Genomic DNA, 21,584 nt, shown 5'->3' on the forward strand with positions numbered 1-21,584 from the left:
CTAGGGTCGCAGGCCGGCGGCGATCTCCCGCAGGGCCCGGGTGGCCCGCCGCTGGAGTCCCGGCCCGAAGGTGATCCGGGTGGCCCCTCGCGCGCCGAGTTCGGCGGGTGAGGGGCCACCGTCGGTCGGGGCTCCCACGTTGATCGGGCCCTGGATCCCGGCGCGCAGCAGCGGCAGCACCTCCGGCGGGGCGCCGATCGGGTACACGCAGTCGGCGCCCGCGGCGACGTACAGCGCGGCCCGCTCGATGGCCCGGTCGGGGTCGTCGACCCCGCGGGCGAAGGTGTCCACGCGCGCGTTGACGAAGAGCCGGTCACCGGCCGCCTCCCGCACCTCGGCCAGCCGGCCGGCGTGCGCGCGGGGGTCCTTGAGCACCCCGTCCGCGGAGTCCTCCAGGTTGCAGCCGACCGCCCCGATCTCCAGCAGCCGCTCCACCAGCTCCTTCGGCGCGAGCCCGTAGCCGCCCTCCACGTCCGCCGACACCGGCACGTCGACGGCCCGGACGATCCGGGCGACCGCCGCGAACATCTCGTCGGCCGGGACCTGCCCGTCCTCGTACCCGAGGGAGGCGGCGACCCCGGCGCTGGGCGTGGCGAGCGCGGGGAACCCGGCCTCGGCGAACACCCGCGCACTGGCCGCGTCCCACGGCCCGGGCAGCACGAGGGGATCGCCGGGTACCCGGTGGTGGTGGAGGGCGCGGAACAGATCGGCCTTGTTCATGGCGTGTAACCCCCTGGCGGAATCCGGCGACCGACCATCACCCGGTTCCAGTTGTTGATGGCGACGACCAGCCCGATCAGATGGGCCAGCCGCGTCTCGTCGAAGTGCTTGGCGGCGTTGTCGTAGACCTCGTCCGGCACGAAGCCTTCCGTGAGGACCGTCACCGCCTCCGTCAGCGCCAGCGCGGCCCGCTCCCGCTCGTCGAAGACCTCCTCGGCCTCCTCCCACGCGGCCAGCAGATCGAGCTGCCGCTCGCTCACCCCGGACGCGCGGGCGAGCGCGAGATGCATGTCGAGGCAGAACGCGCAGTGGTTGAGCTGCGAGGCGCGGATCACGACGAGTTCGGCGAGGGCCGGGTCGCCGAGACCCTTCTTCGCCGTGGCGCTGAGAGCCGACATGGCCCGGGCGACCGCCGGATCCAGCAGCCGGGTGCGGGTCGTCACTTGTACTGCCCCGGCTGGTAGTGGCCCGGCGCCATGCGGCAGGTCACCCCGAACCGGTTCCAGGCGTTGATCGTCGTGATCGCGGCGATGACCTGCGCCAGCTCGGCCTCCTCGAAGTGCTCGGCGGCGTTGTCGTAGACCTCGTCCGGCACGAAGCCGTCCGTGAGGACCGTCACCGCCTCCGTCAGCTCCAGCGCCGCGATCTCCTTCGCGGTGTAGAAGTGCCGCGACTCGTCCCAGGCGCTGAGCTGCACGATCCGCTCGACGCTCTCGCCGGACGCGAGGGCGTCCTTGGTGTGCATGTCGATGCAGAACGCGCAGTGGTTGATCTGGGAGGCGCGGATCTTCACCAGCTCGTACAGCGTGTGGTCGAGGCCCTTACGGGCGGCGGTCTCCAGCCGGATCATCGCCTTGTAGACCTCGGGCGCGTGCTTGGCCCACTCCAGGCGGGCGGGCCGCTCGGGGGCGTACTCCACGGTCGTCGTGGTCGTCGTGTCGTCGGGATGCGTCGTCATGCCCTCGACCCTAGGAAGAAAGCAGCCCAGGAGTATGGTCCATTTCCATGGCGGAACCTTGGGCCACTCTGGGCATCGACCTGCATGTGGAACCGACCGGGCCGGGCCTGCGCCGAGGGCTGACAGACGCCCTGCGCGAGGCGGTGCGCTCCGGCCGGCTGGCCCCCGGCACCCGGCTGCCCTCCTCCCGCGCGCTCGCCGCCGACCTGGGCATCGCCCGCAACACCGTCGCCGACGCCTACGCCGACCTGGTCGCCGAGGGCTGGCTCACCGCCCGGCAGGGCTCGGGCACCCGGGTCGCGATGGGGGTACCTCCCACGCCCTTCAGGCAGTGGGGGAGCGAGGTCGTCCCGCCGTCCGGCACGGCACCCCACCCCCGTGCCCTCACCCGCCCGGCCTACGATCTGCGCCCCGGCAGCCCCGACCTCGCGTCCTTCCCGCGCGCGGAGTGGCTCAAGGCCGCCCGGCGCGCCCTCACCGCCGCCCCGCACCACGCCCTCGACTACGGCGACCCGCGTGGTCGCCCCGAGCTGCGGGACGCGCTCGCCGGGTACCTCGCCCGGGCCCGGGGCGTGCGCGCCGACCCCGAACGGATCGTGGTGTGCGGTGGGTTCGCGCACGGCCTGAAGCTGCTCGGCACGGTCCTGCGGGCCCGCGGGGCACGGACGGTCGCGGTCGAGTCGTACGGCCTCGACGTGCACGGGAGGATCCTGGCCGCGTGCGGGCTGCGCACCACCCCGCTGCCCTTCGACCGACTCGGCACCGACCCGGGCGGGCCGGCGGCCGCCGAGGCCGTTCTCCTCACCCCCGCCCACCAGTTCCCCATGGGCGTGCCCCTGCACCGCGACCGCCGTGCGGCCGTCGTGGACTGGGCGCGGCGCACCGGCGGGCTGGTACTGGAGGACGACTACGACGGTGAGTTCCGCTACGACCGGCAGCCCGTCGGCGCGCTCCAGGGCCTGGACCCCGACCGGGTGGTCTACCTGGGCACCGCGAGCAAGTCCCTCGCGCCCGGCCTGCGGCTGGCCTGGACGGTGCTGCCGCCGGGCCTCGCCGAGGAGGTCGCGGCGGCGAAGGGCGGCGTCGACACGTGCGGGGTGCTGGACCAGCTGACCCTGGCCGAGTTCCTCACGTCCGGTGCCTACGACCGGCACGTCCGCGCGACCCGCCTGCGCTACCGGCGCCGCCGGGACGCCCTGGTCGCCGCCGTCGCCGCCCGGGCCCCCGAAGCCCGCGTCACCGGCATCGCGGCCGGTCTGCACGTCCTGCTGCGCCTGCCGCCCGGCACCGAGCAGTCGGTGGTGCAGGCGGCGCACTGGAGGGGTCTCGCGCTCCACGGCCTCGCCCGCTACAGCAACCCCGCCGCGCGGGCCGAGCCCGTCGACGCCCTGGTCGTCGGATACGGCACACCGCCGGACCACGCCTGGTCGGGGGCGCTGGACGCGCTGTGCGCGGTACTGCCCGGATAATCGAGCGCATTCCACCTCGGACATACAGTCCGAAGGATATGGTCACCCCATGAGTGAACGTTCTTCCATATCCCGCGTGGCCCTGAAGAAAATCACCCCCGATGTCTCCGCCGCCATGGGCTCCCTGCACGCCGCCGCCGTTTCCGCGGCCGAGGACGCCAAGCTCGAGCCGGAACTGCTGGAACTCGTCAGGATCCGCGCCTCGCAGATCAACGGCTGCGCGTTCTGCCTCGACATGCACACCCGGGACGCCCGCGAACAGGGCGAGTCCGAGCAGCGCCTCCACACCCTGAACGCCTGGCGGGAGACGCCCTTCTTCACCGAACGCGAGCGCGCCGCCCTGGCGTTGACCGAGGCGGTGACGCTGGTTCACGACGGCCGCGTACCGGACGCGGTCTACGCCGAGGCGGCCGGGGTGTTCGACGAGAACCAGCTCGCGGCCCTCATCTGGTCGGCCACCGTCATCAACGCCTACAACCGCATCGCGATAGCGACACGTATGGTTCCGAAAAGCTGAAAAGGGCAGGAGAAAAGCCGCCGGGTCTCATTCGATCCGGCGTCGCTTTTCCCCGCTGTTCATTCGGTCGGCAGCGGCTCCATCATGCCGTCCAGCCATGTCCGCCATTCCCCGGCCCGTTCCGCCGGAGGAATTCCCATCGGCCGTCCGATCCAGCCCGTCACGGGCCGGATCCCGTGCAGCGCGTTCACCAGCCACACCTCACGGCCGTCCAGCTCGGCCACGGTCCGCTCGGGGTGCGCGATCCGGAACCCGGAGCGCAGCGCCCGCTCCTGGACCAGCCCGGCCGTCACACCCGGCAGCACGGGCAGCCGCGGCGGGGGCAGGCACAGGGTGTCGTCCTCCCACCACAGGACACTGGCGGTGGCCGACTCCAGGACCGTGCCCGACGGGGCGATCAGCACCGCCTCCTCCGCGCCCTCGCCCGCGGCCCGGCGCCGCACCCGGGCCAGGGTGTCCAGGTCCGGGCCCTTGCGGCGGGGCACGGTCCGCGGATCGGACTGGCCCGCCGCCCAGAGGCGCACCCCCGCGCCGAGCGGCGGAGCGGGCCGCAGCAGCAGCCGCAGCTCCAGGGACCCGGCCGCGAGTTCCACCCGGGGGAACCACGCCCCCGTGCGCGGCAGGGCGGCGGTCACGTCCTGCCAGAACGCGACGAGCCGGCGTGGCTCCGGCCCGCCGCACTCACCGCAGGACCGCGAGAACCGCTCCCGGTGCCGGGCGTAGGCCCGCACCCTGCCCTCGCGCAGCAGCCACGAGTCGGCGACGAGCAGCCGCCCTCCCGCCGTCCGCTCCGGAGCCGGGGCCAGGCCACGGCCGGGCGTCCACGCCCACAGGCCCTCCGCCACCGCCGGTCTTGTCACCACGAGGTCCTCCTCAGTACGTGCGGCCCGCGACGGCGGGCGCCCCGTGCCGGGGCCCGTACGGCGCGTGCTCCAGCCAGGATCCACACCACGGCAGCACCGGCGCCAGGGCCGCCGCGGCCCGCTGCCCGACCCGGACGATCCGGCGGCGCGGCCTCAGATGGTCCAGGGCCCTACCGGCGGCGGCCATGTTGAACAGGCCCGCCGCGCGCCGCACCTCCGCGAAGTGCGCGACCGCCTCGCCGGTGCCCGCGGCGATCGCCTCGGCGGCCGCCGCCGCGTCCGCGATCCCGCTGTTCATCCCGCGCGCCCCGAACGGCGGGAAGAGGTGCGCCGCCTCACCGGCCAGCAGCACCCGCCGGTGCCGATCGGTGAACGAGGCCGCCACCACGCGCAGGAAGCGGTACGTCGACACCCACAGGATCCGCTCCCCGTAGCCGTCCCCGACGATCGCGGGCAGCCGGCGCCGTACCGCCTCCTCGGTGCCGAACTCCTCCGGCCGGTCGTCGTCGCCGCACTGGAGGTCGATCTGGAAGCCCCCGGTGAACGGCACCCGCATCACACTGCGCCCACCGGCCCCGGGATGCTCGTAGTGGAAGACCCGCTCCAACGGCAGCTCGGCGCCCGGCACATCGGCGACGTCCACGACGACGTGGAAGCCCTCGCCGCGGGTGCCCTCCAGCTCGATGCCCAGCTCGCGCCGGACCGCGGAGCGCGCCCCGTCGGCGGCGACGACGTGGGAAGCGCTCCACTCCCGCCCGTCCGCACCCGTCAGCAGGACCCCGCTCTCCGTGCTGTGCACACCCGTCACGCGGGCGTCCCACACGACGTCGACCCCGGCCCGCGCACAGGCCGCGCGCAGAAAGCGTTCGGTGTCCGTCTGGCGCAGGCTGGTGAAGGGCGGCGGGCCGGACGGGGGCGGGAAGGTGCGGGCGTACACCTCGCGTCCCCGGTAGAGGGTGCGCCTGGTGTGCCAGGTCCGTCCGTACGAGGTGATCTCGGCGGCGAGGCCGGGCTGCGTCGCGTCCAGCAGGGCGAGGGTCTCCCGGTGCACGAACAGGGCCCGGCTGCCGGGCCGTTCACGGTCCTCGGGATCGGCCTCCAGCAGTGTGACCGGCAGGCCGTGCGCCCGCAGCGCGAGGGCCGCCGACAGGCCCACCGGTCCGGCGCCCACGACCACGACCGGGGTCATGCCCGGGCGCCTTCGGCCCTGGAATCCGGCACACCGGACAGCATCCGGGCGATCTCCAGCCGCTTCACCTTCCAGGTCGCCGTCATCGGCAGCTCCTCGAACCGCCACTGCCGGGGCTCGGCCATCGCCGGCAGCCCGGCCGTGGCCCGCCGCCAGCGCTCCGGATCCAGGGGCCGATCCCCGCGCACGCACACGACCGGCACCGGCTCGCGGTCCGCCCCCGGAACGATCACGACCTCGCGCAGCTCCTCCAGCCGGGACATCAGCGTGTCCTCGACCTCCAGGTTGCTGTGCACCGCGTCGATCCGGTCGACCTCCCGGTCGATCAGGTACAGCGCGCCCAGACGGCTCCGGTAGCCCAGGTCGCCCATCTCCCACCAGCCGTCGGTGAGCTGGCGGTCGTAGCGCTCCGGCATGCCGAGGTAGGTGAGGATCCGGCCCCGGGTGCGCGCCTCGATCCGGCCCGGTGTGCCGGGCGGCACCCGCCCGCCCCCGGCGCCGGTCACCCGGACCCGGGTGAAGCCGGGTATCGCGAACCCGACCCGGCGGCCGTCCGCCCGGGCCGCACCGCGCCGGGTCACCACCTGGAACGCCACCGGGCCCGTCTCGCTCTGCCCGTACAGCTGGATCAGCCAGGGCGTACGCCGCCGCGAAGCGCCCAGCAGCCGCCGCACGGTGCGCGGATGGATCGCGTCGAACGTCGAGCCGTACGACCGGACCCGGGACAGCGGCCCTCCGGGCGCGCCGGCCAGTTCCTCCCACAGCACGAACGTGTTGGGGTGCGTCTCCACGATGCCGGGCCGGTGCCGGACCAGCAGCGGGCCGACCGCGGCCGGGTCCGGGTCGGTGATCAGCACGAGCGGGCTGCCGAAGTGCAGCAGGACGCCGAGCAGATGGTAGAAGCGCGAGTGCACGAACGACAGGTGCAGCGCGGCGGTCTCGCCCCGGGTGGGCCGGCCCATCGCCTGCTGCGGCACGAGCCGGTTCCACATGGTCCGCGCGCAGTGCACGGCCAGTTTGGGCACGCCGGTGGTGCCCGAGCTGTGGGTGATCAGGGCGGGTTCGCGGGGGTGCAGCCGGACGGGCGGGGGCGGTTCGGAGCCGGAGTACGCCGCCAGCGGCTCGGCCCCGGGCGCGTCGTCCACGGACAGCGTCCGCCGCACCGGCCCGGACAGGTCGACGTCCTTCAGGCCGTCCAGCGTCGGGCCGTCGGTGACCAGCCAGGGCCGCCGCAGCCGTGCGAGAAGCTGCCCGGCCACCGCGGGGGCCAGCGCGGGCGACAACAGCACGGGCACGGCCCCGATACGGGAGACGGCACAGGTCAGCAGCATGATGTCGACGTTGTCGGCCTTGTGCACGACGACCTGCTCCGAGGGCCGCACCCCGGCCTCCCACAACCGGCCGGACAACTCCTCGACCACATCGGCCAGCACGCGGTAGCTCAGGTCGACGCCGAGGTCGGGGGCGACGTCGAGCGGCCGGTCGAGCGTGACGAAGACCGCCCCGTGCCGGTCGGCCGCACGCCGGAAGACCGGTCCCAGATAGAACCCTCGGTCGGCGAGCAGGGGCTGTCGCATGGGGGCGTTCCTCTCCGTGGTGTTCACCAGGCGCCCTTGCGCACCAGATGGCGGCGGAGCTTCCCGGTCGGGGTGTGGGGCAGCGACGGGACGAAGCTGACGCTGCGGGGGACCTTGAACGCGGCGAGGCTCTCGCGCGCCAGGCCGATCAACTCCTCGGCCAGGCCGTCCCGGACGGGCGGGGCGGGGACCACGAAGGCGCGCAGCCGGCTCGCGCCGCGCCCGTCCGGGACGGCCGCGACCACCACCTCCCGCACCGCCGGATGGCCGCGCAGCACGGCCTCCACCTCCAGCGGGGAGACGGTGATGCCGCCGACCATCTCCATGTCGTCCACGCGGCCCAGATGCCGGTAGGTGCCGTCCGGTTCGCGGCTGGCCCGGTCCCGCGTCGCCAGCCAGCCGTCCACGAGGGTCCGGGCGGTCTCCTCCGGCCGGTTGAGATAGCCGGGTGTCACCGTCGGCCCGCGCACCCACATCTCGCCCTCGTCGCCGTCCGGCACCGGATGGCCGTCACGGTCGCGCAGCTCCACCTCGAAGCCGGGGACGGGAGGGCCGACGGTGCCCGGGTGGTTGTGGGCGAAGCCGTTGGCGCAGAACGCGTGCCCGGCCTCGGTGGAGCCGAGCTGCTCCAGCACCGGCGCGCCCAGCAGTGTGGTCACCTGCCGGGCCAGCCCCTCCGGCAGCCCCTCACCGGCCGACACCGCGGCCCGCACCGAGGCGAAGCAGCCCTCGTGCCCGTGACCCCGCTCGGCGACCAGCGCCGCGAACGCGGACGGCACGGAGTACAGCAGCGTCACCCGGTGCCGGGCGACGAGCTCGTCGATCGTGGCCGGACCGGGCCGCCGGTCGACCAGCACGGCCGACGAGCCGGAGAACAGCGGGAAGACGAAGGCGTTGCCGAACCCGTAGGCGAAGAACAGCTTCGACACCGACAGGGTGACGTCGTCCGCGGTGATCCGCAGTACCCGCCGCCCGACCAGGTCGTGATACGTCCGTGGATCGCCGTGCGTGTGCACGACGCCCTTGGGCCGGCCCGTCGTGCCGGAGGTGTACTGCACGTAGAGCGGGGTGTGCCGGCCGGCCTGATGGGCGGGAGTGGGCTCGGCGGCGGGGGCGAGGGCCATCAGTCGGTCGGCACCGAGCTCCGCCCGGCCGGCGAACCGTTCCTCCAGACCCGGCCCCGTCACACCCAGCACGGCGTCGGTGTCCTCGGCCAGGAACGCGTGGTCGGCGGCGGGGAGTTCGGGGTTGACCGGGACCGCGACGGCACCGAGGCGGGCGGTGGCGAGGAACGCCGTCACCCAGGCGAGGGAGTCCGGCAGCGCGAGCAGCACACGGTCGCCGGGGCGCACCCCGTGCCCGGCGAGCACGGTCGCCGCACGGGCCGCGAGGTCGTGCACCTCACCGTGGGTCCAGGCCCGGTGCCCCTGGTGGAAGGCGGCCCGCCCACCCCACCCGCGCCGCTCGGCGAGCTCCGCCAGGTGGGCCGCGAGATTCCCGGGCGCCTCGGCCTCGGCCGGGCTCAGCGTGACCTGCGGACTGGTCATCGCCGGCCCTCCCCGGCCGCCCCGGCCTTCTGCCCCGGCGGGCCCTGCCGCCGCATCCGGTCGGCCGTGTGCTGATGGAGGGCCCGCATCGGGGCCGCCGTCTTCAGCAGCATCTCCTCGTACTCCGCGTCCGGATCGGAGCCCAGCACGATCGCGCCGCCCGCGCCCAGATGCATCACACCGTCGGCGACGACGGCGGTCCGGATCACGATGCTGAGGTCCGCACCGCCACCGCACCCGAAGTAGCCGAGGGCGCCGGAGTAGACGCCGCGGGCCTCGGTCTCCAGCGAGTCGATGATCTCCAGCGTGCGCAGCTTCGGCGCGCCGGTCATCGACCCGCCCGGGAAGCAGGCCCGCACACAGTCCACCGCGTCCGTGCCCGGCCGCAGCCTGCCCTCCACGGTCGACACCAGCTGGTGCACGGTGGCGTACGTCTCCGTGGCCATCAGCTTGGAGACCCGCACGGTCCCGGTCCGGCAGACCTGCCCCAGGTCGTTGCGCAGCAGGTCCACGATCATCAGGTTCTCGGCCCGGGTCTTGGCGTCCGACGCGAGCGCGTCCCGCAGCCGGGCGTCCTCCTCCGGCCCCGCGCCCCGAGGTGCGGTGCCCTTCACGGGCCGGGCCTCGGCGGTGCCGTCCCGGCCGATCCGCAGGAACCGCTCGGGTGAGGAACCGGCCACCTCCAGCTCCCCGAATCTCAGGAACGCCGCGTACGGGGCCGGGTTGTCGCGGCGCAGCGTCCGGTAGAACTCCAGCGCGTCGGGCGGAGCGGGCAACCGGGCGGCGTTCGTCAGACAGACCTCGTAGCTGGTGCCGGACCGCAGCGCCCGCCGGCACGCCTCGATGTCCGCGAGGTACGTCGCCCGGTCGCGCACCAGCCAGGGCTCGGCGGCGCCGGGGTCGGCCGGGACCGGCGGTCCGGGCAGCGGCGGCCGCTCCGCCGCCACGCAGGAGAGGTCGGCCAGCACGCCCTCCAGCCAGTCGGCGGCCTCCCGCGCGGCCTGCGGGGTGTCCTCCGCCAGGCATACGACGTACGTGAAGCCCTCCTCGTGGTCCACCGCGACGACCCGGTCGGCGAACAGCCAGGCGGCGTCCGGGGCGGGGGAGCGGTGCCGGTTGGACGACCCGCAGTCGGCCTTCACCTCGTAGCCGAAGTAGCCGACGTAACCGCCGGTGAAGTCGAACGGCAGACCGGTCGCGTCCACCCGGCGGCTGGTCAACTGCCGCTTGAGGTAGTCGAAGACACTCGCCCTGACCCGCCGCACCGGCCGGCCCGCCCGCTCGATCTCACACCGCCCGGCACCGACGTCGTACCGCACGAACTCGGCGAGCGGCCCCTGGTCGTCCCCGAGGAACGAGAACCGCGACCGCCCCGGCTCGACCAGCGAACTGTCCAGCCAGAAGCTCCGCGGCGACCCCGCGAACATCCGCTCGAAGACCGCCTCGGCATCAACGGCACCGGCGACCCGCCGAGTGTGCAGCCGGTACCCGACCCGCCCGGGGCGCCGGGGCCGTGGAATGGCAACACCGACGGGACCGACTTCGGCGATCGCCTCCCGCCCTGCGGCCGGGACGGCCCTGGCCGACGGGACGGCCGCCCCCGTCGCGCCGGCGCCGCGGGGCGCGGGGGCGGATGAGGCGACCTCGGCGGGCGCCTCCTGCCCCGCGGGCGGGACGGCCCCGGGGTCCGGAGTGGCCGTGCTCGACGGGTTGGCGCCGCGGGGCGCCGGGGCGGACAGGGCGGTCTCGGTGTGTGTCTCCTGCCCGGCGGGCGGGACGGCCCCGCCAGACGCCGGAGCGGCCGGGGGTGATGGGGAGACCTCGGGGGTCGTCGCCTGCCCTGCGGCCGGGACCGTCCCGGTCGGTGAAGTGGCTGCGCCCGTCGGGCCGGCGCCGCCGGGCGTCGGGGCAACCGGGGCGGATGGGACGGCCTCGGCGGGTGTCCCCCGCCCTGCGGACCCGACGGCTCCGCCGGACGCCCCCTCCGCCGGGGCGGCCTCGCTCGACGCGGCGGCTTCGCCGAACGCGACCGCCCCGGCCCCGCCAAGCGGGTTCGCCGTGCCCTGGGAGACGGCAGCGACCTGGAAGACGGCCGCGGCCACGGGCCGGCGAAGACCACTGGCGCCCGGAAGGACCGCCGTCCGCCCCCGGACCCCCGCGTCGCACTCCGGGACGACGGGCCGCCGCCTGACCCCCTCGTGCGACGGCTGCGACGGCACGGCCGTGTTCTTCGGGCGCAGCTTTCCGGCCCGCTCGGCGGTGAGGTTCCGGAAGTTCACGAGCATGCGGTGCCCGTACTCGGTGAGGACCGACTCGGGATGGAACTGCACCCCCCACAGCGGCCGGCTGCGGTGCCGGAGCCCCATCAGGACGCCGTCCTCCGCCCAGGCCGTGGCCTCCAGCGTCTCCGGCAGCGGCTCGCGTACGGCCAGTGAGTGGTAGCGGACAGCGGTGAACTGCTGCGGCAGCCCGTGGAACAGGTCCCGTCCGTCGTGCCGGATCGTGGACAGATGCCCGTGCCGCGGCTCCGGAGCGGGCCCCACAAGACCGGCCTCCCCGAGCGCGATGCCCTGGTGCCCCAGACACACACCGAGCACGGGAACCGGGGAGGTCGCGAGCAGCCTGCCCCCGATGCCGAAGTCCCGCGCCTCGCCCGGATGCCCGGGGCCGGGGGACACCACGAGGTTGTCGAACGCCCGGAGGTCGGGAAGACCGTCGACGGGCGCGTCGTTCCGGACCACCACCGGCTCCTCGCCGTTGACCTCGGCGAGCAGCTGGAACAGGTTGTACGTGTACGAGTCGTAATTGTCGATGAGCAGGGTCTTCACCCGCCCACCTCCCTCTGTTCGTTCGCGGGCCTATGTGGCCCGGCGTTTGTGCCGCCCGCGCAGTGCCTGGAGCGACGGGTACAGCCATTTCCTGAAGAAACGCTGGAGCCGCGGCATGAGAATCCAGGTGACAAGGGCCGTCACACACAGACACAACAACAGCGTGCGAAACAGTGCATTGAGGTCACCGAGATAGGGAAGCACCGTCAGATTGAACAGGAGCACCGGCGGGAAAACCGCGCTCATATTCACGAACCACAGTTTCCATTTCGACGGCGGAGCCGGCGGCGCGGGTGTCAGCGTCTGCGCGTCGAACCAGGCCCGGGCGCCCGGCACCCTCCGGCGCTCCGCCTCCCGGGCGACCCCCTCCAGCCGGGCGTCCCACTGTTCCCGGGAGGGTGATTTCTCCCAGGCCAGGGCCGAACCCTCGCTGGCGAAGCGATAGACGACATGCCATTCCGCCCCTCCGTCGACAAGTACCCCACCCCCCAGAAACCCCGGCTGCCGCGCGGTCGCGCCCAGCAAGGCCCACCCCCAGGAGTGGAAGTCGGCCGCACGGCCCGGCGCCACGCGATAGGCCACGGTGACCGTGACGGGATTACTGGTCACGCCGTCCCATACGGAAAGCGCTCACCTCGCGTTCAAGATTCAACAAACATTTTTCGGGACGCCCGTAAGTCGCCCTGAAGTCGCCCGCAAGTCGTCCGGAAGGTGAAGGCTTTCGGCAGTGGGGAAAGCATGTCCGCTCACTGCGGTGCGACGGCGCTCTCCTCCGCCTCCACCGGCGCCTCCCCGAACCGCGACAGCGCGAGCGCCCCCGCCACCGCCACCGCGAATCCGAGGATCGCCAGCCACCCCAGCCCCGGCCGCGTACGGTCCCCGAGCCACACCACGCCGATCAGCGCGGGCGCGACGGTCTCCCCGAGCACCAGCCCGGCCGTCGCCGTGGTCACCGACCCGCGCTGCAGGGCCGTGGTCAGCAGCAGGAACGCCGCCCCGCCGCCGAGCAGCAGCGCGTACGTCGCCGGATTGGGGAACAGCTCGCCGGGGGACAGCCCGTCGATCAGCCGCACCGACACCTCCACCACCCCGAACCCCAGCCCCGCCCCCAGTCCGAGCGTCAGCGCCCGCCCCCGCTCCGGCAGCCGCCCGCCGGACAGCCCGAGCAGCAGCACCCCGGCCGCCGCCCCGAGCATCGCCCACTTCAGCCCGGCCGGCCCGGCCTCGTCGCCCTCCGCCCCGGACGCCAGCCCCAGCAGCGCGAGCCCGGCGCACACCACCGCCACCGCCGCCCACTCGACCCGGCTCAGCCGTACCTTGAGCAGCTGTGCGGCGACCACCGCCGTCACCGCGAGGCTCGCGGCCAGCGCCGCCCCCACGGCGTAGATCGGCACCGACCGCAGCGCGAGGATCTGCAACACGAAGCCGAGCCCGTCCAGCCCGAGGCCGGCCAGATACCGCCACTGCCGCAGCGCCCGCCACAGCAGCGCCACGTCCCCGCCCGGCCCGGTCGCCGCCGCCGAGCGCGCGGCGATCGCCTGCAACACGGTCGCCGTACCGAAGCAGACGGCCGCGCCGAGGGCACACACCATTCCAAAAATCACAAATCGACAGTAGGGGAGCGGTCACGGGCGGGGGGCCATGCGCGCCCGTTCACACCGATCTCTAGGCTGACCGTCTGTCAGTGCACAACGGGGAGACACGGGGAGACACGCACATGGCCGAAACACGGCGACGGCTGCGCTCGAGCACGGTGGTGCTGGGCGGCATGGGCGTCCTCGCGGCGGCCCTGTCCGCCTGCGGATCCGACCCCGACCGCCGCTGTGTGGACCGGGACAGCTACGACTACATCAACGGCTACAAGATCGTCGCCGACAAGAACTGCTCGTCCGGCTCGTCCACGTCCGGCAAGGGCCGCAAGAAGACCGGCAAGACCCAGAGCACCGACGCCGACTGGTACTACGACGCCGACGTCAGCGGCGGCTACGCCGACCACGGCACCTTCAGCCGCAGCGAGGCCGTCGACCGGGGCGGCTTCGGCTGCTCCGGCTCCGGCAGCGGCGGCGGCTGACGGGCGGGCACAGCAGATGGAACGCCGGACCATCGAGCCCCGCCCCGGCTGGCAGCAGACCGTCGAGGAACAGGGCCTGATCTACCCCCTGACCCGCTACCCCGACGACTCCCTGCGCCCCTACTGGGACGAGAGCGCGTACTACGTCTTCTCGCTGGAGGAGATCGAGGCCCTCGAAGAGGTCGTCGAGGACCTCCACCGCATGTGCCTGGCGGCGGCCGACCACATCGTCACCCGCAACCGCTTCGCCGACCTGGGCATCACCGACCCCCGAGTCGCCCGCTCGGTCGCCGAGTCCTGGCAGCGCCGAGCCGAACTCCCCTCCGTATACGGCCGCTTCGACCTCCGCTACGACGGCACCGGCCCGGCCAAGCTCCTGGAGTACAACGCCGACACCCCCACCTCGCTGGTCGAGGCCGCGTCCCCCCAGTGGTTCTGGATGGAGGACCGTTTCCCCGGCGCCGACCAGTGGAACTCCCTCCACGAACGCCTCATCGACGCGTGGAAGAGCCAGGCCGCCCTGCTCCCGCCGGGCAGCCCCCTCTACTTCGCGTACTCCTCCGCCGACGAACTCGGCGAGGACATGATGACGGTCGCCTACCTGAAGGAAACCGCCGAGCAGGCGGGCCTCGCCACCGAGTGGATCTCCATGGAGGAGATCGGCTGGGACCGCCTCTTCGGCCGCTTCGTCGACCAGCGCCTGCGCTTCATCCGCAGCGTCTTCAAGCTCTACCCGTGGGAATGGCTCACCACCGACCGCTTCGCGGACCACGTCCTGGACACCCTCGACAACGGCGGCGGCACGGGCTCCACCCTGTGGACGGAGCCGGCCTGGAAGATGCTCCTCAGCAACAAGGCACTCCTGGCGATCCTCTGGGAGCTGTATCCGGACCACCCGAACCTCCTCCCCGCCTACCTGGACGGCCCCCGGGACCTGCCTCCCAAGGGCTGGGTCGCCAAGCCGCTCCTCGGCCGGGAGGGCGCGGGCGTCACGGTCCACGAGCCCGGATCCGCCCCCACCCTCCGCGACGAGCCCTGCTGCTACCAGCAACTGGCCCCCCTGCCCGACTTCGACGGCAACCGGGTGGTCCTGGGTGCCTGGGTCGTGGAAAGCGAGTCGGCGGGCCTGGGCATCCGCGAATCATCGGGCCTGATCACGGACGAGTACGCCCGCTTCCTGCCGCACGTGATCCTTTAGACGCCCCTGAGGGGGACGTCCCCCCACGGGCGCGGGGAACTGCGCGACCAGCCACAACGCACCCGCACCCGGCAACGCTCACCCACCCGGCAGACGCTTCCCCGACCCAGCCGGTACGCTGATCGCCGGGCCGTGACTGGCGCGCTGGGATGGGACGAACCATCGGGGAGCGGTCCGAGAGACGAGAGCCGTGCGCCTGGGCCGTACCGTGAACGCTGAACGCAACGTCCGGAGGTCCACCATGCCAGCCGAGCCCCTGTCCCCCGCTTCCACCGCCTACCGCGCCGCCCTCGACGTCATCCGCGCCGTCGAACCCCGCGTAGCGGACGCCATCGGCCAGGAGGTCGCCGACCAGCGCGAGATGCTCAAGCTGATCGCCTCCGAGAACTACGCCTCCCCGGCCACGCTCCTGGCGATGGGCAACTGGTTCAGCGACAAGTACGCCGAGGGCACCATCGGCCGCCGCTTCTACGCCGGCTGCCGCAACGTCGACACCGTCGAGTCGCTCGCCGCCGAGCACGCCAAGGAGCTCTTCGGCGCCCGCCACGCCTACGTCCAGCCCCACTCCGGCATCGACGCCAACCTCGTCGCCTTCTGGTCGGTCCTCGCCCAGCGCGTCGAGGTCCCCGCCCTGGAGAAGGCCGGCGTCCGCCAGGTCAACGACCTCTCCGAGGCCGACTGGGCCGAGCTGCGCCGCGCCTTCGGCAACCAGCGCATGCTCGGCATGTCCCTGGACGCAGGCGGCCACCTCACCCACGGCTTCCGCCCGAACATCTCCGGCAAGATGTTCGACCAGCGCTCCTACGGCACCGACCCGGCCACGGGCCTCATCGACTACGAGGCGCTGCGCACCTCCGCCCGTGAGTTCAAGCCGCTGATCATCGTGGCGGGCTACTCCGCCTACCCCCGTCTGGTGAACTTCCGGATCATGCGCGAGATCGCCGACGAGGTCGGCGCGACGCTCATGGTCGACATGGCGCACTTCGCCGGCCTGGTCGCGGGCAAGGTCCTCACCGGCGACTTCGACCCGGTCCCGCACGCCCAGATCGTGACGACGACCACCCACAAGTCGCTGCGCGGTCCCCGCGGCGGAATGGTCCTGTGCGACGACTCGCTCAAGGACCAGGTCGACCGCGGCTGCCCGATGGTCCTCGGCGGCCCGCTCCCGCACGTCATGGCCGCCAAGGCCGTGGCCCTCGCGGAGGCCCGTCAGGAGTCCTTCCGGGCCTACGCCCAGCGCATCGTCGACAACTCCCGCGCCCTGGCCGAAGGCCTGATGCGCCGCGGCGCGACCCTCGTGACCGGCGGCACGGACAACCACCTGAACCTGATCGACGTCGCCTCCTCCTACGGCCTCACCGGCCGCCAGGCCGAGGCCGCGCTGCTCGAGTCGGGCATCGTCACCAACCGCAACGCCATCCCCGCCGACCCGAACGGCGCCTGGTACACCTCCGGCATCCGCATCGGCACCCCCGCCCTGACCACCCGCGGCCTGGGCACCGCCGAGATGGACGAGGTCGCCGGCCTCATCGACCGCGTCCTCACCACGACGGAAGCGGGCACGACCAAGTCGGGCGCCCCCTCCAAGGCGTCGCACGTCCTCGACGCGAAGATCGCCGACGAGATCTCCCACCGTGCCACCGACCTCGTGGCCGGTTTCCCGCTGTACCCGGAGATCGACCTGGGCTGACGCCCGAGGCTCGTCACTCGTCCAGGTCGATCAGCACCTGACGCGGCTCCTCCCGCGGCGGCCCGGCTTCCCGCCGGGCCGCCGCGCGGCGTATCAGCAGCGTGCCGCCGGCACCGGCCGCGATCCCCAGCGCCCCTCCCGCCAGCGCCCCTCCCGCCACCGCCCGCCGGACATCGCCCCGCACCGGACCGGCCAGGTCCGCGGCCGGGCTCGCCACGGACCCGCCCGCCGCGTCACCGAGCAGCCGCGACCGACCGCGGCGCCCGGTGCCGGCGGATGTCGTCGTCCTCCACGGCGGGCGTCGGATCCGAGCGCACCCAGGGCATGCCGTCCTCGGCCACCACCGGCTGGTCCTGCCGCTCGACGGCCACGTCCCCGCCCGGCGGCCGGTTCGTGCTCGGCCGGCCGCCGACACCGGACAGACCCCACACCACGGTGAGCCTCACCTGCGGAAAGTCCCCCACCGTCCATTCCTCCGGCACCCGTTCCGTCCCCGTGTGGGTGGCCTGCAACAGCTGCCAGAGGCGGGCGAAGGCCGGCTCGCCCGAGCGCACCGCCGTCGTCCGCCCCGTGCCGCCCGCGACGACCATCGCCACGTCGGGGACGTCCCGCCCCCGCGCCGGGAGCGCCACGGCGGTCGTCACCGTCGCACACCCGGCCAGAACGGCCGCCGCCGTCCCCACCAGCACGCGCCGCCCCACCCCGCCCCGGCGCCGTGCTCTCCCCGCCAGGCCCCGGCCCTGCCCTCTCCCCGCCCCGCCTCGTGCCCGCATCCGTTCCCCCTCCACGTCAGCACCGCCCCGAGCACCGCCGGGACAGCCCCCTCCCGTGCCTCACCCTCTTGTTGCACCGCCGGGGCCGAACGGGATCCCGTCTGTTTCCGACCGGTTCCGGACCGGCCCCCGGGACCTGAGAGAATGGTGAGCATGGCCTCTGACCGACCTCGCGTGCTCTCCGGGATCCAGCCCACCGCCGGCTCGTTCCACCTCGGCAACTACCTCGGCGCCGTCCGCCAGTGGGTGGCCCTCCAGGAGACCCACGACGCGTTCTACATGGTCGTCGACCTGCACGCGATCACCGTCCCGCAGGACCCGAAGGACCTGCGCGCGAACACCCGCCTGGCCGCGGCCCAGCTCCTCGCGGCGGGTCTCGACCCGGACCGTTGCACGCTCTTCGTGCAGAGCCACGTCCCCGAGCACGCCCAGCTCGCCTGGATCATGAACTGCCTCACCGGCTTCGGCGAGGCCGGCCGGATGACCCAGTTCAAGGACAAGTCCGCCAAGCAGGGTGCCGAGCGCGCCTCGGTCGGCCTGTTCACGTACCCGATCCTCCAGGTCGCGGACATCCTGCTCTACCAGGCCCACGAGGTCCCGGTCGGCGAGGACCAGCGCCAGCACATCGAGCTCACCCGCGACCTCGCCGAACGCTTCAACGGCCGGTTCGGCCCGACCTTCACCGTGCCGAAGCCGTACATCCTCAAGGAGACGGCGAAGATCTACGACCTTCAGGACCCGTCGATCAAGATGAGCAAGTCGGCCTCCACGCCGAAGGGCCTCATCAACCTCCTCGACGAGCCGAAGGCCACGGCCAAGAAGGTCAAGAGCGCCGTCACCGACACGGACACCGTGGTCCGCTACGACGTCGCCGAGAAGCCGGGCGTCAGCAACCTCCTCGGCATCTACTCGACACTCACCGGGGCGGGCATCGCCGAGCTGGAGGAGAAGTACGAGGGCAAGGGCTACGGCGCGCTCAAGACGGACCTCGCCGAGGTCATGGTCGAGTTCGTGACGCCGTTCCGGGAGCGCACCCAGCAGTATCTGGACGATCCCGAGACGCTCGACTCGATCCTCGCCAAGGGCGCCGAGAAGGCCCGCGCGGTCGCCGCGGAGACCCTCGCGCAGGCCTACGACAAGGTCGGCTTCCTGCCCGCCAAGCACTGAACCCGCCCCCCGCGCACAGCCGTACCACCGAACAGCGCTGTACATCACTCCGGTTGCGCCTGCCCGTAACCCGGTCGTGGCCGTACAGTCGATAACCGGGTGGTCGTATCAGCGGCCACACTGACACGACAGGAGACGACGTGGGGACCGTAACGATCGGCGTTTCGATCGCGGTCCCGGAGCCTCACGGCAGCGAGCTCCAGCAGCTGCGCGCGGGCTTCGGCGACGCCTCGGCTCACGGTATCCCCACGCACGTCACCCTGCTGCCGCCGACGGAGGTCGACGAGGCCGCCCTGCCGGCCGTCGAGACGCATCTGGCCGAGGTCGCCGCGGCGGGCCGCCCGTTCCCCATGCGGCTGTCCGGCACCGGCACCTTCCGGCCCGTGTCGCCGGTGGTGTTCGTCCGGGTCGCCGCGGGCGCGGAGGCCTGCTCCCGGCTCCAGCAGCAGGTCCGCGACCCCGCCGGTCCGGCCGCGCGCGAACTGCAGTTCCCGTACCACCCGCACGTCACCGTGGCGCACGGCATCGACGAGGCGGCCATGGACCGCGCCTTCGAGGAACTCGCCGGCTACGAGGCCCAGTGGCCCTGCACCGGCTTCGCCCTCTACGAGCAGGGCGCCGACGGTGTCTGGCGCAAGCTCCGCGAGTTCCCCTTCGGCGGCTCGGTGGTCCCCCCGCAGGCCGGGCGCGTGGAGCGCGGCTCGGTCCCCACCCGCTGATCCGCCCAGGGGGTCAGACCGGCAGCCGCCGGAACACCCCGCGCGGCAGGTGCCGCAGCGCCGCCATCACCACGCGCAGCGTCCCCGGCACCCACACCGTCTCCGAGCGGCGCCGCAGCCCCAGCTCCACGGCCGTGGCGACCGCCTCGGGCGTGGTCGCGAGCGGCGCCTCGGGCAGACCGGCCGTCATCCGCGTCCGGACGAATCCGGGGCGTACGACCATGACGTGCACGCCCGTGCCGTGCAGCGCGTCGCCCAGGCCCTGCGCGAAGGCGTCGAGGCCGGCCTTGCTGGAGCCGTAGATGAAGTTCGCACGGCGGGCCCGCTCGCCCGCGACGGACGACATCACCACCAGCGAGCCGTGCCCCTGGGACTGGAGCGAGCGGGCGCACACCAGACCCGCCGAGACCGCGCCGGTGTAGTTGGTCTGCGCGACCCGCACCGCCGCCTCCGGCTCGCGCTCGTCGCGGGCCTGGTCGCCGAGCAGCCCGAAGGCGAGCAGCACCATGTCGATGTCGCCCTCGGCGAAGACCTTGCCGAGCACGGCCTCGTGGGAGGCCGGGTCGAGCGCGTCGAAGGCGACGGTGTGCACGTCGGCCCCGAGCCCGCGCAACTGCCCGGCGGCCTCTTCCAGGGCGGGGGAGGGGCGGCCCGCCAGCCAGACCGTGCGGGTGCGGCGGGCGATCAGCCTGCGGGCGGTGGCCAGCGCGATCTCGGACGTGCCGCCGAGGACGAGCAGGGACTGGGGGAGGCCGAAGGCATCCTTCATGACAGCTCCTAGAGGTTGCTCAGAGACTGAGGCGGCGGGCCAGGTCGGACACGAACACCCCGCGCGGATCGAGCCGGCCGCGCAGCTCGCGGAACTCGCCGAGGCGCGGGTACATGGCCGCGAGGAGCTCCGGGCGCAGCCGGGCGTCCTTGGCGAGGTAGACGCGCCCGCCGGCGGCGGCTACCTCCTCGTCGAGTTCGTCGAGGAACGCGCCGAGGCCGGGCAGGCCCGCCGGGATGTCCAGCGCCAGTGTCCAGCCCGGCACCGGGAAGGACAGCCAGCCCGGGTCGGACTCCCCGAAGCGCTTGAGGACGGCCAGGAAGGACGGGCAGCGGCGTTCGGAGATGCGGCGCACGATGCGGCGCAGGGCGTCCTCCCGGCCGTAGCCGACGACGAACTGGTACTGCACGAAGCCGCCGCGGCCGTAGACGCGGTTCCAGTGGGGCACGCCGTCCAGCGGGTGGAAGAACGCGGAGATGCGCTGGAGTTGACCGGTCCGCGCGCGGGGGGCCTTGCGGTACCAGAGCTCGTTGAAGAGGCCCACGGTCGTCCGGGTGAGCAGGCCCTCGGGGAGGATCGCGGGGGTGGCCGGGAGCCGGGGGGTGCGGAAGGCGAGCGGGTCCCGGCGCAGGCGGGCGGGGAGCGCGTCCAGCGGTGCGTGGTCGCCGCGGGTGAGGACCGCGCGGCCGGTGGCGGCGCCCCGGGCCAGCAGGTCGATCCAGGCGACCGAGTAGCGGTAGCGGTGGTCGGTGGCCGCCAGCCGGGCCATCAGGTCGTCGAGGTCCGTCGCCCGCTCGGTGTCGATCGACATCAGCGAGGTCTCGACCGGCTGGAGCCGGATCGTCGCGGTGAGGATCACACCGGTCAGGCCCATGCCGCCGGCCGTCGCGTCGAAGAGCGGCGTGCCGGGGATCACCGTGCGGATCTCGCCGTCGGCGGTGAGCAGTTCGAGGGCGAGCACGTGCCGCGCGAAGGAGCCGGAGACGTGGTGGTTCTTGCCGTGGATGTCGGCGCCGATCGCCCCGCCGACGGTGACGTAGCGCGTGCCGGGGGTGACCGGCACGAACCAGCCGAGCGGCAGCAGCACCTCCATCAGCCGGTGCAGGGAGACGCCCGCGTCGCACAGCACGGTCCCGCCGTCGGCGTCGATCGCGTGCACCCGGTCCAGGCCGGTCATGTCGAGCACGGACCCGCCCGCGTTCTGCGCCGCGTCCCCGTACGCCCGACCCAGGCCCCGGGGGATCTGGCCGCGGGCCCCGCAGTCCCGGACGGCGGCCGCGGCCTCCTCGTACGTGCGCGGGCGGATCAGCCAGGCGGCGGTGGGGGCGGTGCGACCCCAGCCCGTGACGGTGGTGTGGTCCAGGCCCATGACGTCCGGGTCGAAATCGGTGTCGGCAGACATGTCCGTGACCGTATCGCCCAAGTGTGAGCGATTAGTTAGCGAACATGGCATCCCTCCCCGAAATGGGTGATTAATGGGATGTCGCTCAATATTGCCGGAGTTCAGGCCTGATGGGCGTGAACAGTGA

At 73.5% G+C, this 21,584-nt stretch carries 21 protein-coding genes and 1 riboswitch; of the genes, 7 read left to right on the top strand and 14 right to left on the bottom strand.

All coding sequences use genetic code 11. The annotated features are described in order from the left end of the window. The 3 genes from G3I77_RS20485 to G3I77_RS20495 are packed head-to-tail and all read right to left on the bottom strand — an operon-like array spanning position 1 to position 1,678. Positions 1–720 (bottom strand): isocitrate lyase/phosphoenolpyruvate mutase family protein, encoded by a 720-nt coding sequence (locus tag G3I77_RS20485; protein ID WP_248505818.1) that lies wholly within the window; start codon positions 718–720, stop codon positions 1–3. Further along, positions 717–1,163: a carboxymuconolactone decarboxylase family protein gene (locus G3I77_RS20490; protein ID WP_248505820.1), complete on the bottom strand. Its 447-nt coding sequence runs from the start codon at positions 1,161–1,163 to the stop codon at positions 717–719. Before G3I77_RS20490 ends, G3I77_RS20485 begins: the two co-directional genes overlap by 4 nt. After that, positions 1,160–1,678, bottom strand: a complete 519-nt coding sequence (locus G3I77_RS20495; protein WP_248505822.1) for a carboxymuconolactone decarboxylase family protein — start codon at positions 1,676–1,678, stop codon at positions 1,160–1,162. The genes G3I77_RS20490 and G3I77_RS20495 overlap by 4 nt, the downstream gene beginning before the upstream one ends. 47 nt (positions 1,679–1,725) lie before the next feature. Between G3I77_RS20495 and G3I77_RS20500 the strand changes: the two genes are divergently transcribed. Together G3I77_RS20500 and G3I77_RS20505 are read left to right on the top strand one after the other, a co-directional pair. Further along, a complete protein-coding gene (locus tag G3I77_RS20500; RefSeq protein WP_248505824.1) occupies positions 1,726–3,147 on the top strand; it encodes a PLP-dependent aminotransferase family protein in 1,422 nt (473 codons plus the stop codon). Positions 3,148–3,196: 49 nt separating this feature from the next. After that, complete coding sequence (locus G3I77_RS20505) at positions 3,197–3,664, top strand: carboxymuconolactone decarboxylase family protein (protein WP_248505826.1); 468 nt, start codon at positions 3,197–3,199, stop codon at positions 3,662–3,664. A gap of 59 nt (positions 3,665–3,723) precedes the next feature. On the opposite strand, the gene G3I77_RS20510 is transcribed toward G3I77_RS20505, so the two are convergent. From G3I77_RS20510 to G3I77_RS20540, 7 genes are all read right to left on the bottom strand, one after another. Continuing rightward, positions 3,724–4,524 carry an aminotransferase class IV gene (locus G3I77_RS20510; RefSeq protein WP_248506118.1) on the bottom strand — a complete coding sequence of 267 codons (801 nt, stop codon included), beginning with the start codon at positions 4,522–4,524 and terminating at the stop codon, positions 3,724–3,726. Between the two features lie 13 nt (positions 4,525–4,537). Continuing rightward, on the bottom strand, positions 4,538–5,716 hold the full coding sequence (locus tag G3I77_RS20515; RefSeq protein ID WP_248505828.1) for an FAD-dependent oxidoreductase: 1,179 nt from the start codon (positions 5,714–5,716) through the stop codon (positions 4,538–4,540). Beyond that, positions 5,713–7,293: a class I adenylate-forming enzyme family protein gene (locus G3I77_RS20520; RefSeq protein ID WP_248505830.1), complete on the bottom strand. Its 1,581-nt coding sequence runs from the start codon at positions 7,291–7,293 to the stop codon at positions 5,713–5,715. Before G3I77_RS20520 ends, G3I77_RS20515 begins: the two co-directional genes overlap by 4 nt. 23 nt (positions 7,294–7,316) lie before the next feature. Then, the gene (locus G3I77_RS20525; RefSeq protein WP_248505832.1) at positions 7,317–8,840 is read right to left on the bottom strand and encodes an AMP-binding protein; all 1,524 of its coding nucleotides are present in this window, start codon (positions 8,838–8,840) and stop codon (positions 7,317–7,319) included. Continuing rightward, entirely contained in the window at positions 8,837–11,668 is a 2,832-nt protein-coding gene (gene pabB, locus G3I77_RS20530; protein WP_248505834.1) for an aminodeoxychorismate synthase component I, read from the bottom strand. Before pabB ends, G3I77_RS20525 begins: the two co-directional genes overlap by 4 nt. A 30-nt stretch (positions 11,669–11,698) precedes the next feature. Then, positions 11,699–12,277 (bottom strand): antibiotic biosynthesis monooxygenase, encoded by a 579-nt coding sequence (locus G3I77_RS20535; protein WP_248505836.1) that lies wholly within the window; start codon positions 12,275–12,277, stop codon positions 11,699–11,701. Between the two features lie 137 nt (positions 12,278–12,414). Continuing rightward, positions 12,415–13,260 (bottom strand): hypothetical protein, encoded by an 846-nt coding sequence (locus G3I77_RS20540; protein ID WP_248505838.1) that lies wholly within the window; start codon positions 13,258–13,260, stop codon positions 12,415–12,417. A 125-nt stretch (positions 13,261–13,385) separates the two neighbouring features. On the opposite strand from G3I77_RS20540, the gene G3I77_RS20545 reads away from it, so the two are divergent. The 3 genes from G3I77_RS20545 to G3I77_RS20555 all read left to right on the top strand — a co-directional run bounded on the left by G3I77_RS20545 (position 13,386) and on the right by G3I77_RS20555 (position 16,627). Continuing rightward, on the top strand, positions 13,386–13,739 hold the full coding sequence (locus G3I77_RS20545) for a hypothetical protein (RefSeq protein WP_248505840.1): 354 nt from the start codon (positions 13,386–13,388) through the stop codon (positions 13,737–13,739). Positions 13,740–13,755: 16 nt separating this feature from the next. Beyond that, a complete protein-coding gene (locus G3I77_RS20550; RefSeq protein ID WP_248505842.1) occupies positions 13,756–14,937 on the top strand; it encodes a glutathionylspermidine synthase family protein in 1,182 nt (393 codons plus the stop codon). A 122-nt stretch (positions 14,938–15,059) separates the two neighbouring features. Further along, a riboswitch (ZMP/ZTP riboswitch) is annotated at positions 15,060–15,146 on the top strand. Next, positions 15,128–16,627: a glycine hydroxymethyltransferase gene (locus G3I77_RS20555; protein WP_374385939.1), complete on the top strand. Its 1,500-nt coding sequence runs from the start codon at positions 15,128–15,130 to the stop codon at positions 16,625–16,627. It overlaps the preceding riboswitch by 19 nt. A 13-nt stretch (positions 16,628–16,640) precedes the next feature. On the opposite strand, the gene G3I77_RS20560 is transcribed toward G3I77_RS20555, so the two are convergent. Both G3I77_RS20560 and G3I77_RS20565 read right to left on the bottom strand, forming a co-directional pair. Continuing rightward, entirely contained in the window at positions 16,641–16,844 is a 204-nt protein-coding gene (locus tag G3I77_RS20560) for a hypothetical protein (RefSeq protein ID WP_248505846.1), read from the bottom strand. Between the two features lie 16 nt (positions 16,845–16,860). After that, the gene (locus G3I77_RS20565) at positions 16,861–17,316 is read right to left on the bottom strand and encodes a hypothetical protein (protein ID WP_248505848.1); all 456 of its coding nucleotides are present in this window, start codon (positions 17,314–17,316) and stop codon (positions 16,861–16,863) included. A gap of 237 nt (positions 17,317–17,553) precedes the next feature. Between G3I77_RS20565 and trpS the strand changes: the two genes are divergently transcribed. Both trpS and G3I77_RS20575 read left to right on the top strand, forming a co-directional pair. Continuing rightward, positions 17,554–18,567 carry a tryptophan--tRNA ligase gene (trpS, locus tag G3I77_RS20570; RefSeq protein WP_248505850.1) on the top strand — a complete coding sequence of 338 codons (1,014 nt, stop codon included), beginning with the start codon at positions 17,554–17,556 and terminating at the stop codon, positions 18,565–18,567. Between the two features lie 140 nt (positions 18,568–18,707). Further along, entirely contained in the window at positions 18,708–19,286 is a 579-nt protein-coding gene (locus G3I77_RS20575; RefSeq protein ID WP_248505851.1) for a 2'-5' RNA ligase family protein, read from the top strand. A 13-nt stretch (positions 19,287–19,299) separates the two neighbouring features. Here the strand turns inward: G3I77_RS20575 and G3I77_RS20580 are convergent, their stop codons facing one another. Then, complete coding sequence (locus G3I77_RS20580) at positions 19,300–20,055, bottom strand: decaprenylphospho-beta-D-erythro-pentofuranosid-2-ulose 2-reductase (protein WP_248505853.1); 756 nt, start codon at positions 20,053–20,055, stop codon at positions 19,300–19,302. A gap of 19 nt (positions 20,056–20,074) precedes the next feature. Beyond that, on the bottom strand, positions 20,075–21,457 hold the full coding sequence (locus G3I77_RS20585; RefSeq protein WP_248505855.1) for an FAD-binding oxidoreductase: 1,383 nt from the start codon (positions 21,455–21,457) through the stop codon (positions 20,075–20,077). Positions 21,458–21,584 lie beyond the last annotated feature (127 nt).

The organism is Streptomyces sp. D2-8 (assembly GCF_023184515.1).
In the GTDB taxonomy this organism is placed as follows: domain Bacteria; phylum Actinomycetota; class Actinomycetes; order Streptomycetales; family Streptomycetaceae; genus Streptomyces.